Origin of the sequence: Enterococcus sp. DIV0755f, from assembly GCF_051713725.1 — a bacterium.
In the GTDB taxonomy this organism is placed as follows: domain Bacteria; phylum Bacillota; class Bacilli; order Lactobacillales; family Enterococcaceae; genus Enterococcus_D; species Enterococcus_D casseliflavus.
Map to the genome: position 1 here is coordinate 1 of NZ_JBIOQL010000001.1, position 16,321 is coordinate 16,321.

General features: G+C 44.0%; 14 protein-coding genes. All 14 read left to right on the top strand.

Annotation, left to right across the window (positions count from 1 at the left end; translation table 11 throughout):
• Positions 1–1,338: a chromosomal replication initiator protein DnaA gene (dnaA, locus tag IGI73_RS00005; protein ID WP_015508676.1), complete on the top strand. Its 1,338-nt coding sequence runs from the start codon at positions 1–3 to the stop codon at positions 1,336–1,338.
• A 159-nt stretch (positions 1,339–1,497) separates the two neighbouring features.
• A complete protein-coding gene (gene dnaN / locus IGI73_RS00010; protein WP_142973396.1) occupies positions 1,498–2,628 on the top strand; it encodes a DNA polymerase III subunit beta in 1,131 nt (376 codons plus the stop codon).
• Between the two features lie 222 nt (positions 2,629–2,850).
• Positions 2,851–3,090 (top strand): S4 domain-containing protein YaaA, encoded by a 240-nt coding sequence (gene yaaA / locus IGI73_RS00015; RefSeq protein WP_008376781.1) that lies wholly within the window; start codon positions 2,851–2,853, stop codon positions 3,088–3,090.
• The gene (gene recF, locus IGI73_RS00020) at positions 3,077–4,189 is read left to right on the top strand and encodes a DNA replication/repair protein RecF (protein ID WP_010748471.1); all 1,113 of its coding nucleotides are present in this window, start codon (positions 3,077–3,079) and stop codon (positions 4,187–4,189) included. The genes yaaA and recF overlap by 14 nt, the downstream gene beginning before the upstream one ends.
• Before the next feature lie 5 nt (positions 4,190–4,194).
• Positions 4,195–6,144 (top strand): DNA topoisomerase (ATP-hydrolyzing) subunit B, encoded by a 1,950-nt coding sequence (gene gyrB / locus IGI73_RS00025; RefSeq protein WP_438758999.1) that lies wholly within the window; start codon positions 4,195–4,197, stop codon positions 6,142–6,144.
• A 23-nt stretch (positions 6,145–6,167) separates the two neighbouring features.
• Complete coding sequence (gyrA, locus tag IGI73_RS00030) at positions 6,168–8,693, top strand: DNA gyrase subunit A (RefSeq protein ID WP_010748472.1); 2,526 nt, start codon at positions 6,168–6,170, stop codon at positions 8,691–8,693.
• Between the two features lie 264 nt (positions 8,694–8,957).
• Positions 8,958–9,257 (top strand): 30S ribosomal protein S6, encoded by a 300-nt coding sequence (rpsF, locus tag IGI73_RS00035; protein WP_005226363.1) that lies wholly within the window; start codon positions 8,958–8,960, stop codon positions 9,255–9,257.
• 43 nt (positions 9,258–9,300) lie between these two features.
• A complete protein-coding gene (gene ssb / locus IGI73_RS00040; protein WP_005226365.1) occupies positions 9,301–9,825 on the top strand; it encodes a single-stranded DNA-binding protein in 525 nt (174 codons plus the stop codon).
• Between the two features lie 23 nt (positions 9,826–9,848).
• A complete protein-coding gene (gene rpsR, locus IGI73_RS00045; RefSeq protein WP_005226367.1) occupies positions 9,849–10,085 on the top strand; it encodes a 30S ribosomal protein S18 in 237 nt (78 codons plus the stop codon).
• A 240-nt stretch (positions 10,086–10,325) separates the two neighbouring features.
• Complete coding sequence (locus IGI73_RS00050) at positions 10,326–11,774, top strand: DHH family phosphoesterase (RefSeq protein WP_015508681.1); 1,449 nt, start codon at positions 10,326–10,328, stop codon at positions 11,772–11,774.
• A gap of 15 nt (positions 11,775–11,789) precedes the next feature.
• Positions 11,790–12,242: a 50S ribosomal protein L9 gene (gene rplI / locus IGI73_RS00055; RefSeq protein ID WP_005226371.1), complete on the top strand. Its 453-nt coding sequence runs from the start codon at positions 11,790–11,792 to the stop codon at positions 12,240–12,242.
• A gap of 108 nt (positions 12,243–12,350) precedes the next feature.
• Entirely contained in the window at positions 12,351–13,721 is a 1,371-nt protein-coding gene (gene dnaB, locus IGI73_RS00060; protein WP_005226374.1) for a replicative DNA helicase, read from the top strand.
• Between the two features lie 247 nt (positions 13,722–13,968).
• The gene (locus tag IGI73_RS00065) at positions 13,969–15,261 is read left to right on the top strand and encodes an adenylosuccinate synthase (protein ID WP_005232916.1); all 1,293 of its coding nucleotides are present in this window, start codon (positions 13,969–13,971) and stop codon (positions 15,259–15,261) included.
• Positions 15,262–15,401: 140 nt separating this feature from the next.
• Positions 15,402–16,277, top strand: coding sequence for a DegV family protein (locus IGI73_RS00070; RefSeq protein WP_005226378.1), 876 nt, complete (start codon positions 15,402–15,404; stop codon positions 16,275–16,277).
• Positions 16,278–16,321 lie beyond the last annotated feature (44 nt).

The window sequence follows — 16,321 nt, forward strand, 5'->3', positions numbered from 1 at the left end:
ATGCCATCTGCTGATTCTATTTGGCAAGATCTTCAACGTTCCTTTAAAGAAGAGCTGAATCCGGCCAGTTATAGTGCTTGGATCGAGACTGCCAATGTCTTGTCGTTTGAAAAAAATCAGCTGCTGATCGAAGTACCCAGCGATCTTCATAAATCTTATTGGGAAAAAAATCTAGCTGCCAAAATTGTTGAAATGGGATTTATGAAAACTGGTGAAGAATTGATTCCTAGTTTTGTGACTGTCGAAGAAGCAGAAGCTTTAAAAACAGCCCCTTCTACTATTCAAACAGCTGCAGAAGAAAACGAGCGGCCGCCGAAATCGATCTTAAATGAAAAATACACATTTGATACCTTTGTCATCGGGAAAGGCAATCAGATGGCCCACGCTGCTGCTTTAGTTGTTGCAGAAGATCCTGGGTCTATTTATAATCCGCTGTTCTTCTATGGTGGCGTTGGTTTAGGGAAAACCCACTTGATGCACGCGATCGGTCATCAAATGTTGCTGAAACGTCCCAATGCCAAAATCAAGTATGTTAGTAGTGAAAATTTCACCAATGATTTCATTACTTCTATTCAAAAGAACAAAATGGAAGATTTTCGAAACGAATACCGCAATGTTGATCTTTTGCTGGTGGATGATATTCAATTCTTAGTCAATAAAGAAGGAACCCAAGAAGAATTCTTTAATACCTTCGAAGAACTGTATCGCAATAATAAACAGATCGTCCTGACAAGTGATCGTTTGCCAAATGAGATCCCGACTTTGCCGGAACGTTTGGTTTCCCGTTTTGCTTGGGGCTTATCCGTTGATATCACCCCGCCGGATCTAGAGACGCGGACTGCAATTTTGCGGAAAAAAGCCGAAGCCGAACGCTTGGAGATCCCCGACGATACCTTAAGTTATATCGCTGGGCAGATCGATTCGAATATCCGAGAACTTGAAGGAGCACTCGTGCGGGTGCAAGCTTTTGCTACGATGCAAAACTCAGACATTACAACGAGCTTGGCAGCTGAAGCCATCAAAGCCTTGAAATCAAGCCATGGCTCGACCCAAGTTTCGATTTTGCAGATCCAAGAGGAAGTCGCAAAATACTATCACATTCATGTCAATGATCTAAAAGGGAAAAAACGGGTCAAAGGCATCGTTGTCCCACGCCAGATCGCGATGTATCTCTCTCGAGAATTGACCGATAGTTCTTTACCAAAAATCGGCGGCGAATTTGGCGGCAAAGACCATACAACGGTCATTCATGCCCATGAAAAAATTCAGCACTTAGTCGAAACAGATCCCACGATCAAAAATGAGATCGCTGAAATCAAACAAATCCTCTTCAGCTGATCTGTGGATAATAAATAAAAAACCAAAAAAGTTGTCCACAAGTTATTCACAGGCATTTTCGTTAGTCTAATCACTCTTTTCTCGAGTTATCCACATTACTAACAAGCCTATTACTACTATTACTTTTATTTAATAACTATAAATTAAAGGAGTATCGCTATGAAGCTAACTTTAAACCGAACAGAGTTCATGCAAGAATTACAAACTGTCCAACGGGCGATTTCAACCAAAACCACCATCCCGATCTTAACTGGAGTAAAATTGTCCCTTTCAGAAAAAGGATTGACCATGACTGGGAGCAACGCCGATATTTCCATTGAAACTTTTTTAAGTGTGGAAAACGAAAAAGCGCAAATGCAAATCGAAAAAGCAGGAGCGATCGTGTTACAAGCACGTTTCTTCAGCGAAATTGTTCGTCGTTTGCCTGAAAGTACCTTAACGTTAGAAGTTTTAGACAATAATCAAGTAGCGATCACTTCTGGAAAAGCCAACTTTACCGTCAACGGCTTGGATGCCGATAGTTATCCACATTTACCAGTTGTCGAAAGTCAAGATTCGATCGAGATTCCAGCGCACGTATTAAATAAGGTCGTTAGTGAAACAGTCTTTGCGGTTTCGCAACACGAAAGCCGTCCGATCTTGACTGGGGTCCACTTTGTCTTAGAAAATCAAAGATTATTAGCTGTTGCGACCGACTCACACCGTCTGAGCCAACGGGTGATTCCATTGGAAAGCGGAGAAACAGCCTTCAACATCGTAATTCCTGGCAAAAGCTTAACGGAACTTTCTCGTTCCTTAACAGATGAAGAAGAAGCGATCCAAATCAGCATTATGGATAACCAAGTGTTGTTCCAAACGAAAACCATGAAATTCTATTCTCGTTTATTGGAAGGAACTTACCCAGATACCAACCGTCTGATTCCTTCAAGCTTCAATACTGAGATTGAATTTTCTGTCCCAGAATTGTTACAAGCCATCGAACGGGCGTCATTGCTTTCTCATGAAGGCCGTAACAACATCGTTCGTTTGGCAATCTCCGAGGAAGCCGTTGTCTTATATGGAAACTCACCAGAAATCGGGAAAGTGGAAGAAGATCTTTCTTTTGAAAAAGTGACCGGCGACCCACTAGAGATCTCTTTCAACCCTGACTATATGAAAGCAGCCCTACGAGCATTTGGTGACACCAGCATCGTGATCCGCTTTATCTCAGCGATCCGTCCATTTACGTTGGAGCCAACAGAGAGCAAAGGCAGCTTTATCCAGCTGATCACACCGGTGCGAACCAACTAGTTTTTCATGTCTTTTGAAAAAAGTTGAAACAATCATCTGAAAATGAATAAATGAGTTAAAAGGGCTTAAAATCGTTTTTAAGCCCTTTTTTCTATTTTGGCTTCTTTTTTGTCTAAAAGCAGTAAGTCTTCTGAGAATGAAAAATATGCCGATGAATTTGTTTTCTTGGCAAAAAAAGAGTATAATAGAGCTAAACGCTCTTTGATAGAATTGAGGGGAATTATGAAAATGCAAATACCGTTAGAAACGGAATACATGACACTTGGACAAATGCTCAAAGAAGTCAGTGTGATCAGCAGCGGCGGCCAAGCGAAATGGTACCTTGCAGAGCACACCGTTTTTGTCGACGGCGAGCCAGAAAATCGACGAGGGCGCAAATTGTATGCGGGAATGCGTGTTGAGCTACCTGATGAAGGTACTTTTTTTATGGTGAAGAAGGAAGACGCCGATGCGGCTGAATGAGTTGCATTTAAGCAATTATCGGAACTATGATTCGCTGACACTGACTTTTGAGAAAGGTCTGGTCATTTTTTTAGGCGAAAACGCGCAAGGAAAAACCAATATTTTAGAAAGCATCTATGTATTGGCGATGACCAAAAGCCACCGCACCTCCAGCGAGCAAGAGCTTATCCGCTGGGACACAGAAGGGGCGCGGATCTCTGGCAGTGTCAGTCGGGGACGCTCAACGATCCCGTTAGAACTGTTTTTGTCAAAAAAAGGACGAAAAACGAAAGTAAACCACATTGAGCAAAAAAAGCTCAGTAGTTACATAGGGCAGTTGAATGTCATTTTATTTGCTCCAGAAGACCTCTCCCTTGTAAAAGGAAGTCCCCAAGTCCGCCGCAAATTTCTCGATATGGAAATAGGGCAGATCGATCCAATCTATCTTTATGATCTCGTTCAATACCAATCCGTTTTGAAACAGCGCAATCAATACTTAAAACAGCTGAATGAAAAAAAACAGACCGATGAGATCTATTTAGATGTTTTAACAGAACAGCTGGTGGCTTTCGGCAGTAAAATCATTTTAGCCAGACAACGGTTTGTTCAGCGCTTGGCGTATTGGGCAAATCAGCTGCACCAAAAGATCAGCCAAGGAAAAGAAACCTTGCAGATCGACTACTTATCGAATGTGCCCGGTGAGGCGAGTACGCTGGAGGAGATCCAACAGCAATTTGTCAAAGCCTTGGCACTAGTCAAAGACCGTGAACGATTTCGGCAAGTCACGTTGGCAGGTCCGCATCGAGACGATCTGGATTTTTTGATCAATGAGAAAAATGTTCAGACCTTTGGTTCGCAAGGACAGCAGCGAACGACCGCCTTAAGTGTTAAATTGGCAGAAATCGATTTGATGAAAGAAGAAACGGGGGAATATCCCGTCCTTTTATTAGATGACGTCATGAGTGAGCTGGATGATTCCCGACAACTGCATTTATTGGAGACCATTGAAGGAAAAGTTCAGACCTTTCTGACAACGACGACATTAGAACATGTGAAAGACAAAATGTCTGTGGAAGCAGAGATTTTTTATGTAGAGCAAGGACATATTAAAGGAGAATAGACTGAATGACAGAAGAAGAAAAAAGCTTAGTTGAACGTGCGAAAGCCTATGATGCCAGTCAGATCCAAGTGTTGGAAGGACTAGAAGCCGTCCGCAAACGACCTGGGATGTACATTGGTTCTACCAGTTCAGAAGGTTTGCACCACTTAGTATGGGAAATCGTCGATAACTCGATCGATGAAGCACTAGCAGGCTTTGCCTCAAGTATTCAAGTGATCATTGAACCAGATAATAGTATTACGGTCGTCGATGACGGTCGGGGGATCCCCGTTGATATCCAAGCCAAGACAGGCCGTCCAGCGGTAGAAACCGTCTTTACGATCCTGCATGCCGGCGGGAAATTCGGCGGTGGCGGCTACAAAGTATCTGGTGGACTGCACGGGGTAGGTTCCTCCGTCGTTAATGCGTTATCCACGACTTTAGACGTAAAAGTCTATAAAGAAGGCAAAGTGTATTATCAAGAATACCATCGTGGGGCAGTCGTTGATGACTTGAAAGTGATCGATGAAACCGACCGCCACGGAACGACCGTCCACTTTGTTCCAGATCCAAAGATCTTTACGGAAACAACCGTATTCAATTTTGATAAATTAGCGACACGGGTTCGGGAATTAGCCTTCTTGAACCGTGGCTTAAAAATCTCGATCGAAGACAAACGGGAAGAAAAACCCGTCTTGAAAGAATATCATTACGATGGCGGGATCAAGAGCTATGTGGAGCATTTGAATGCAAGTAAGACAGTGATTTTCCCAGATCCGATCTACTTAGAAGGAGAACAACAAGGAATCACGGTTGAAGTTTCCATGCAATATACCGATAGCTACCACAGCAACCTGTTGAGTTTTGCCAACAACATCCATACCTATGAAGGCGGAACCCATGAATTCGGGTTTAAGACTGCCTTGACACGGGTGATCAACGATTACGCCCGCAAGTCAAAATTGATGAAAGAAAACGACGAAAACCTGACCGGAGAAGATGTTCGGGAAGGATTGACGGCAGTTATCTCTATCAAGCATCCAGATCCTCAGTTTGAGGGACAAACGAAAACCAAATTAGGAAATTCGGAAGTGCGGACAGTCACTGATCGTCTCTTTTCCGAACATTTCACGAAATTCTTGATGGAAAACCCGAATGTGGGTCGTCAAGTCGTGGAAAAAGGACTTTTGGCATCAAAAGCCCGTCAAGCAGCCAAACGTGCCCGAGAAATGACTCGCCGAAAAGGTGCGTTAGAAATCAGTAACTTACCTGGGAAATTAGCCGACTGTTCCAGTAATGATCCAGAAAAATGCGAATTGTTTATCGTCGAAGGAGATTCTGCCGGCGGTTCAGCAAAACAAGGCCGCAGTCGCGAATTCCAAGCGATCTTACCGATCCGTGGGAAAATTTTAAATGTCGAAAAAGCCAGCATGGACAAAATCTTAGCAAACGAAGAGATCCGTTCATTGTTTACGGCAATGGGAACTGGGTTTGGTGCTGATTTTGATGTAGCAAAAGCCCGTTACCACAAGCTAGTTATCATGACCGATGCCGATGTCGATGGTGCCCATATCCGGACCCTACTTTTGACGTTGTTCTATCGTTATATGCGTCCAATCGTTGAAGCTGGTTATGTCTATATCGCACAACCGCCATTGTACGGTGTCAAACAAGGGAAAAATATCCACTATATCCAACCCGGCAAGAATGCCGAACAAGATTTGAAAAATACGATTGAATCACTGCCTGCGACACCAAAACCAACGGTTCAACGCTACAAAGGTCTAGGGGAAATGGATGACCACCAGTTATGGGAAACCACGATGGACCCTGAAAACCGGATGATGCTGCGGGTCAGCGTAGATGATGCCATAGAAGCCGATCAAATTTTTGAAATGCTGATGGGGGATCGCGTCGAACCAAGACGGGCCTTTATCGAAGAAAACGCGCACTACGTGAAAAATCTTGACATCTAGCCAATCGTAGAGGAGGAAACAGCTTGAGTGAAGAAGCAAAACAAAATATTCATGACGTCAATCTGACCAGTGAAATGCGCGAGTCCTTTATCGATTATGCAATGAGTGTAATTGTTGCTAGGGCTTTACCAGATGTGCGGGATGGCTTAAAGCCGGTTCACCGCCGAATTTTATATGGAATGAATGAATTAGGGGTCACACCAGACAAGCCCCATAAAAAATCAGCCCGGATCGTCGGCGATGTCATGGGGAAATACCATCCCCATGGTGACAGTGCGATCTATGAATCAATGGTGCGGATGGCACAGCCCTTTAGCTATCGCTACATGCTAGTCGATGGCCACGGAAACTTTGGTTCAGTCGATGGTGACGGTGCCGCTGCGATGCGGTATACCGAAGCCCGCATGAGTAAACTGGCGATGGAGATGCTGCGGGACATCAACAAAGATACCGTTGATTTCCAAAGCAACTATGATGATACAGAACGAGAACCAGCGGTATTACCTGCCCGCTTCCCGAACCTTTTGGTCAACGGGACGACTGGGATCGCTGTTGGGATGGCGACCAATATCCCGCCTCATAACTTGAATGAAGTCATTGCCGCCATCGATCTATTGATGGAAAATCCAGAAGTCACAACGAGTGAATTGATGGAAGTCCTACCAGGACCAGACTTCCCAACTGGCGGGATCGTGATGGGAAAATCCGGTATTCGCCGTGCCTATGAAACAGGGAAAGGGTCGATCACTGTTCGCGGAAAAGTCGAAGTGACTGAAATGCCCAACGGCAAAGAACGGATCTTAGTGACTGAATTGCCATATATGGTCAATAAAGCGAAGTTGATCGAACGGATCTCTGAGCTGCACCGTGACAAGCGGATCGAAGGAATCACCGATCTGCGGGATGAATCATCTCGTGAAGGCATGCGGATCGTGATCGACGTTCGTCGCGACGTCAGTGCGTCGGTGATCTTAAACAATCTCTACAAAATGACTGCACTGCAATCTTCTTTTGGCTTTAATATGTTAGCCATTGAAAAAGGCGTGCCGAAGATTTTGAGCTTGAAACGAATTTTAGAAAACTACATCGAGCACCAACAAGAAGTGGTGACTCGTCGGACACAGTTTGATAAAAACAAAGCAGAAGCTCGTGCCCACATCTTGGAAGGATTACGGATCGCATTGGATCATATCGATGAGATCATTGCTTTGATCCGGGCATCAAATTCTGATGATGAAGCGAAAAATAGCATGATGGAGCGCTTCAAATTGTCCGATCGCCAAGCGCAAGCGATTTTAGATATGCGTTTGCGTCGCTTGACTGGTTTGGAACGTGACAAGATCGAAAACGAGTACCAAGGCTTGTTAGAATTTATCGCTGATTTGACAGACATTTTAGCAAATCCACAACGAGTCCTAGAGATCATCCAAACGGAGTTGCAAGAATTAGGCCAACGCTTTGGTGATGATCGCCGGACTGAATTATTGGTTGGGGAAGTCTTAAGTCTTGAAGATGAAGATTTGATCGAAGAAGAAGAAATCGTCATTACCTTGACGAACAATGGGTACATCAAACGAGTAGCTAAGTCTGAATTCCGTGCACAACGCCGCGGCGGACGTGGCGTTCAAGGAATGGGGATCCACGATGAAGACTTCGTGAAGACGTTGGTTTCTTGTTCGACTCATGACACATTACTGTTCTTCACCAATAAAGGGAAAGTTTATAAAGCCAAAGGCTATGAAATTCCTGAGTATGGTCGGGCAGCCAAAGGGATCCCTGTGATCAATCTCCTAGGGATCGATTCTAGCGAACGGATCGAAGCGATCATTTCGGCTTCTGGTGGGCCTCAAGAAGGACGCTACTTGTTCTTCACGACGCGTCTAGGTGTGGTCAAACGGACCTCAGTGACGGCCTTTTCAAATATCCGTGCCAATGGTCTGATTGCGATCGGTCTTCGGGAAAATGATGAGTTGGTCAACGTGATCGAAACCCATGGCGAAGATGTCGTGATCATTGGAACCCACGATGGCTACTCTGTGACCTTCAAAGAAGCGCTTGTGCGGGATATGGGTCGGACAGCTGCTGGTGTGCGAGGCATTCGTCTAAGAGACGGAGACTACGTGGTAGGCGCTGCAGTGATCACAGAAGACAGTGAAGTCTTGGTCATCACTGAGAACGGCTATGGCAAGCGTACCAAAGGCTCTGAATACCCAATCAAAGGTCGGGGCGGAAAAGGGATCAAAACAGCCAACATTACGGCGAAAAACGGTCCATTAGCCGGCTTGACGACGGTCAGCGGTGAGGAAGACATCATGGTGATCACCGATAAAGGCGTCTTGATTCGTTTCAATGTAGCGACTGTTTCCCAAACTGGTCGGGCAACCTTAGGGGTTCGTTTGATGAAGATGGAAAACAATGCCAAAGTAGTGACGATGGCAACGGTTGAACCAGAAGTCGAAGAAGAACTAGCGACTGCTGAAGAAACAGCGGTACAAGACGTACCAGTTGTGGAAGAAGCAACGGAAGACACCACGGATACACAAGAATAAGCAATACGTTTTTCTAGGAAGACAGCAAGCTGCGAACCTGCAGCTTGCTGTCTTCTTACTCTTTTTCAAAAAATCGGCAGCAGCTGACGTATTTATCAGTGTAAGCGATTGTTTGCGGTGATGGGTAGATGCAGGGACGCAAAAAAACAGCTTGCAGTAAGGACGAAAAAAGTGTATAATAATTATTTGTGAGTAGTCTAATTAGACCACTCTCTCTGCTCCTAGAAAACTAGGGGCCAAAGTCCACAGGGAGGTGAAAAATCAATGGAAAACACGAAATATGAGATTTTATATATCATTCGTCCAAACATTGATGAAGAAGCAAAAGCCGCATTGATCGCTCGTTTTGACTCAATCTTAACTGATAACGGCGCTGAAGTTATCGAATCAAAAGATTGGCAAAAACGCCGTCTAGCGTATGAAATGGATGGATTCCGTGAGGGTATCTATCACATCGTTAAAGTTTCTTCTTCAACAACTGCAAGTGCAATCAACGAGTTTGACCGTCTTGCGAAAATCAATGATGACATTATCCGTCACATGATTGTCAAAGAAGAAGCATAATATTGTTTCACATGAAACAAAAGCGATGAGGAGATGATGAACTTTGATTAATAATGTTGTACTAGTAGGAAGACTAACCAAAGATCCTGATTTACGTTACACTTCTAATGGCACTGGTGTCGCAACCTTTACCTTGGCGGTAAACCGCAATTTTACCAACCAAAGTGGAGAGCGCGAAGCTGATTTCATCAACTGTGTTATTTGGAGAAAACCAGCGGAAACATTAGCAAACTATGCACGCAAAGGAACTTTATTAGGGGTTACTGGACGTATTCAAACCCGTTCATACGACAACCAACAAGGCCAACGTGTTTATGTAACAGAAGTCGTTGCTGACAACTTCCAATTATTAGAGTCGCGGAATGCTTCCGAGCAAAGACGCACAACTGATAGCGGATCTGGCAGTAACAATACGTATAACTCAAACAGTTCTTCTGGATTTGGTAACAATAACTCAAATCAAACTCAATCCTCTCAACCATCAGGAATGCCTAATTTTGATCGAGACAACTCCGATCCATTCGGAAACTCATCAATCGACATTTCAGACGATGATTTACCATTCTAAGAAATTGATAGGAGGGAAATAGGATGGCACAACAAAGAAGAGGCGGACGCAAACGTCGTAAAGTAGACTACATTGCTGCAAACCATATTGAACATATCGATTATAAAGATATTGAATTACTAAAACGTTTCATTTCAGAACGCGGTAAAATCTTACCACGTCGTGTAACTGGTACTGGTGCGAAAAACCAACGCAAACTTACCATTGCAATCAAACGTGCGCGTATCATGGGATTACTTCCATTCGTAGGCGAAGAATAAATCGAATGATTTTCATTGACAAGTTTCTTTTGAAGCTTGTCAATTTTTTTATCCAGCGAAGAGTAACTTGTTATTTTATATATAGATAGAATAACGAATGATAGAAATTTTTTCCTGGTTGGTTCACCAAAAAAGTTTCACGTGGAACTTTTTTGCATCAATCGCCTATTTGATTGTTTTGTGGTAAAATAAGGAACAAAGCTTCAAAAAAATGGGATGATACATTGAGGGGTAAAAAAGATGGCAGCAATTGGGTTGATTTCAATTGATAATTACGATGATTTGATTGAGAAAAAAGACGACAAACAAGTTTCTTATTTGAACTCGCTGATCACGACATTGATTTCTGATTGGGCAAGTGAGAATCATGTTTTTTACAAACGAATCAATTCCGAGCGGTTTCTTTTCGTCGCGAAGTATTCAGATATTGAGCGGATGAAGGAAGAAAAATTCCAATTTTTGACTAGAGTACGGCAAGTTGCGGAAAAAAATGATCTGCCATTAACGATCAGTATGGGGATCTCCTATGGGGAAGAGTCTTTTGAAGAGATCGGGGAAGTGGCACAAAACAATCTCGACATTGCGTTAGTTCGCGGCGGTGATCAAGTCGTTTTAAAAGAAGCCAAAGAAGAAGCGAAACCGCAATTCTTTGGTGGCAATACAGACGGCACACCCAAGAGAACGCGTGTTCGTTCTCGTGCCATGAGTACGGCGTTGAGAAAGATTTTTGCTGAAAACCAGCGGATCTTTATCATGGGTCATCGTTACCCAGACATGGATGCCTTAGGTTCGGCTTTTGGGGTGGCTTACATGGCGATGATGAGCGACAAAGAATGCTACATCATTTTAAATCCAAAAGAGATCACCGCAGACATTCAACGGGCGTTGGAAGAATTGAAAAAATACCCCGAGCTGGAACGATTTGTGATCACTGGGGAAGAAGCAGTTAATTTATCAAATGAAGAAAGTGTGCTAGTGATGGTAGATTACCATAAGCCGTCGATGTCGATCTCGCAAGCGGTCTATGATGAATTTGACAAAATCGCAGTGATCGATCACCATCGTCGCGGGGATGAGTTTCCCGATAAGCCACTATTGACGTATATTGAATCTTCCGCGTCTTCGGCATCGGAACTGGTAGCAGAATTGATCCAGTATCGTGCTTCTCGCAGATCGCAAGTCCCGAAATTTATTACGACTTCCTTATTAGCGGGCATCTACGTGGATACGAAGAACTTCACGGTGCGAACCACTGGTCGGACCTTTGATATTGCTGGCTATTTGAAAAACCAAGGCGCAGATACGTCATTGGTTCAATACATGTTGAGTACGGATCTCGATTCCTATTTGATGATCAGTGAACTGGTTTCTCGCAGCCAGCATTTCCGAGAAGATATCGTGATTGCTGCAGCGGATGAAGATCGGGTGTACGATAGTGTCACCGTTGCGAAAGCGGCCGATACTCTGCTATCGATCAACGGGATCCATGCCGCATTTGTCATTACGAAACAACCAGGAGATTTGATCGGTATCAGTGCTAGAAGCACTGGTAAAGTCAATGTACAAACCTTGATGGAGGCATTAGGCGGCGGCGGACATTTTACCAACGCAGCCACGCAAATAAAGAACAGCAGCATTGGTGATGTAGAAAACCAGCTGCGAGCGGAATTAACGAAAAATGAACAATAACAAGGAGTGACCAAGATGAAAGTTATTTTCTTACAAGATGTCAAAGGCAAAGGCAAAAAAGGCGATATTAAGGAAGTCCCTAATGGCTACGCACAAAACTTTCTGATCAAAAACAACTTAGCCAAACCTGCCAACAATGAAAGCATGGCAGAATTAAAAGGCAAACAAAAAGCCAAAGAAAAACAAGACGCAGAAGTCTTAGCAGAAGCGAAAGAGTTAAAAGCACTTCTTGAAAAGGAAGAAACCGTTGTGAAGATCAATGCCAAAGCAGGGGAAGATGGCCGCTTGTTCGGTTCGATCCCATCAAAACAAATCGCAGATGCCTTGAACAAGCAATACAAAATCAAGATCGACAAACGCAAAATCGAATTGGATCAGCCGATCCGTGCATTAGGCTTTACACAAGTACCTGTAAAATTGCACCCACAAGTAACAGCAACGATCAATGTTCATACCATCCAAGAATAAGCATTACTCCCAACAGTCACATGTTGGGGTTTTTTTCGGCAAACGTCCAAGCAATCTTGTACTTTGGATGGGAATCTTGTAGAATGAATGGACGAAGGAGCGAATGGCATGAATGAAGTTTGGCAAAATCAAGTTCCCCCACAAGATATTGAAGCGGAACAAGCGGTCCTAGGGGCAGTCTTTTTAGATGCCGATGCGATCATCGATGCAATGGAAGTAATCGCCCCAGAAGATTTTTATCGCCGCAGCCATCAAATAATTTTTCAAGCAATGATCCAGTTGAACGACCGTAGTGAATCGATCGACTTGATTACGTTGAAAGCAGAAATTGAAAAAAGCAACAGTCTTGAAGATGTTGGCGGCCTGACGTATCTGACTGAACTGAGTCAAGCTTCACCATCAGCAGCAAGTATTGCTTATTATGCGAAGATCGTTGACGACAAAGCCACGTTACGCAATCTGATCCAAACAGCGAGCCGCATCGTAACCAAAGGTTTTGAACAAGATGAAGATGTGCAGTCGATCATTGATCAAGCAGAAAAAAGTATTTTAGAAGTATCCGAAAAGCGCAATAGCAATGGCTTCCAATCGATAGCGGAAGTCTTGAATCGGACGATCGAAACGATCGATCAGTTGGCGCAAAACAATGAAGAAATCACCGGATTACCTACGGGTTATGCGGCTTTAGACAAAATGACGGCGGGGCTGCAAAAAGAAGAGCTGATTATTCTCGCTGCCCGCCCCGCGGTAGGGAAAACCGCGTTTGCCTTGAATATCGCGCAAAATGTCGGAACGAAAACCGATCGTTCCGTAGCAATCTTTAGTCTGGAAATGGGGGCTGAATCATTGGTCAACCGGATGCTTTGTGCGGAAGGCTCGATTGAGGCCAGTCACTTGCGGACGGGGCAGCTCTCAGAAGAAGAGTGGCGCAATTTGATCGTTGCCATGGGCAGTCTTTCTAACGCCAATATCTATATCGATGATACCCCTGGGATCAAGATCTCTGAGATTCGGGCACGTTGTCGGAAACTGGCGCAAGAAAAAGGCAATCTCGGCTTGATTTTGATCGACTATTTGCAGCTGATTGAAGGAACGGGTCGCGAAAACCGCCAACAAGAAGTCTCTGAGATCTCTCGCCAATTAAAGAAACTGGCGAAGGAATTAAAAGTGCCAGTGATCGCACTGTCTCAGCTTTCTCGGGGTGTGGAACAACGACAAGACAAGCGTCCTGTTTTAAGTGATATTCGGGAATCAGGATCGATCGAGCAGGATGCCGATATCGTTGCTTTCTTGTACCGAGATGACTACTACCGCAGCGAAGGCGACGATGACGATGAACCAGAAGAACAACAAAACAACAATGTGATCGAAGTCATTATCGAGAAAAACCGGAGTGGTGCCCGAGGGACCGTCGAACTTCTATTTATCAAAGAATACAATAAGTTCTCCTCGGTCTCGCCGCGAGAAGAGTTCGGGTAAGACACCAACGATGTGAGAAACCAAGGCTCCTGCTGCCGTCTGCATTGCGCTGATGGCAGCAGGGCTTTTTTTATGTGCTGACTTTATTCGTTTTTACGTGTATAAATAATTATTGAGAAGAAAATAGTTCGTTTTTTACCCCTGAAAAATGAGAATTTAAAACGATTATTCGATTTTAGATTGAAAGAGCTTGCGAATCTTGTTACAATACTTAAGGAATGCACTAATTAAAGAAAGAGGTCATTATATGTCATCTGTAGTAGTAGTAGGTACACAATGGGGCGATGAAGGTAAAGGAAAGATTACGGACTTTTTGAGTGAAAACGCGGAAGTCATTGCACGTTATCAAGGTGGAGACAATGCCGGCCATACGATTAAATTTGACGGTGTGACCTATAAACTGCATTTGATTCCTTCTGGGATCTTTTATGCAGATAAAATCAGTGTCATTGGAAACGGGGTCGTTGTGAACCCGAAATCATTAGTTAAAGAATTAGCATACTTGAAAGAAAACAATATAATAACAGAAAACTTAAAGATTTCTGATCGTGCACATGTTATTTTACCTTACCATATCCATTTGGATCAGCTGCAAGAAGATGCCAAAGGTGACAACAAGATCGGTACCACGATCAAAGGGATCGGACCAGCCTATATGGATAAAGCTGCCAGAGTCGGCATTCGGATCGCTGATCTTTTAGACAAAGAAATTTTTGAAGAACGTCTGCGTATCAACTTAGAAGAAAAAAATCGTCAATTCGTGAAAATGTTTGACGCAGAGCCAATCGCTTTTGAAGACATTTTTGAAGAGTATTACGAATATGGCCAACAAATCAAAAAATATGTGACGGATACTTCGGTGATCCTTAACGATGCCTTAGATGAAGGCAAACGGGTTTTATTTGAAGGGGCACAAGGCGTGATGCTGGATATCGACCAAGGAACCTATCCTTTCGTGACATCATCCAACCCCGTTGCTGGAGGTGTCACCATCGGTAGTGGTGTGGGTCCTTCAAAAATCAACAAAGTCGTTGGTGTCTGCAAAGCTTACACCTCTCGGGTAGGAGATGGTCCTTTCCCAACGGAACTGTTTGATGAAACAGGTGAACAAATTCGTAAGATCGGTCGTGAATACGGAACAACGACAGGACGTCCTCGCCGTGTGGGCTGGTTTGATACCGTCGTGATGCGCCATTCAAAACGTGTTTCAGGGATCACGAACCTATCCCTTAACTCGATCGATGTCTTGAGCGGCTTAGAAACCGTGAAGATCTGTACGGCTTATGAACTAGACGGCGAATTGATCTATCATTACCCAGCAAGCTTGAAAGAGTTGAACCGCTGCAAACCAGTCTACGAAGAACTTCCTGGCTGGTCTGAAGACATTACTGGCTGCAAAACATTAGCAGATCTGCCAGAAAATGCACGCAATTACGTTCACCGCATCTCTGAATTAGTCGGTGTCCGCATTTCGACCTTCTCGGTAGGACCAGACCGCAGCCAAACCAACATTTTAGAAAGTGTTTGGGCGCAAATCTAATCTGACGCAAAAGCTTCAGAACAAGACGAAGAACTCCTGTGTCAAAAGCAGTCAACGATAAGTTTGGCTGCTTTTGATGAGAATTTCTTCTGTCTTGTTCTTTTTTTGCTATAATAGGGGGTAACGAGAGGGGTGAAACCATGTTTCAAATCATGACAGATTCCTGCTGTGATTTACCAGCAGCAAGATTAGCGGAGCTAGATGTTGCGTATATTCCGATGCTGATCGAATTAGACGGCAAAGAATATATCGATGATATGGGCAAAGAATTTGATACGGAATGGTTTTTAGGAAAACTAAAAGAACATGCGCAGCCGACAACTTCTCAAATCAATGTCGGACGTTATATGGAGTATTTTCGGCCGTATGTCGAAGCGGGCACACCGGTCCTTTATTTAGGTTTTTCTTCAGGAATGAGCGGCTCATTCCAAAGTGCCGTCCAAGCCGTAGCCTTACTAAAAGAAGAATACAAAGAAGTTGCGATCACCTTGATCGATACGCGCTCTGCGAGTTTAGGCGAAGGCTTCTTAGTGGCTGAAGCAGCCCAACAAAAAGCCCAAGGACGTTCGTTGCTAGAAGTCAGCCAATGGGTAGAAGAAAACAAACTGCGTTTAGATTCATGGGTCACCGTCGACGATTTAAAACAATTGGAACGCGGCGGCAGAATCTCTAAAACGGCGGCAGCGATCGGCGGATTGCTGAACGTGAAACCAATCATTACCGTCGATACTGCGGGAAAATTACGCAGCGTTGATCGAGTGCGGGGACGCAACAAAGCGATCCAAAAAATCGTGGATCAAACCATCGCCAATCTTCACGAATCAAAAACCAATACGGTTTATTTTGCCAATGCTGGCGATGCCGAAGCGGCGGAGAAAGTCATCAAACGTTTGACCGAAAAAATTCCTGACATTATTATTCATCATTATCCATTAGGTCCAACGATCTCCAGTCATACCGGCTACGGCTGCTTGGCGCTGTTTTCATTCGGCAAAGCCCGTTTAGAACAAGCGTAACCTGCCAAAAATACCCGAAGCACCTAGGAAAAATAAAAGAAACG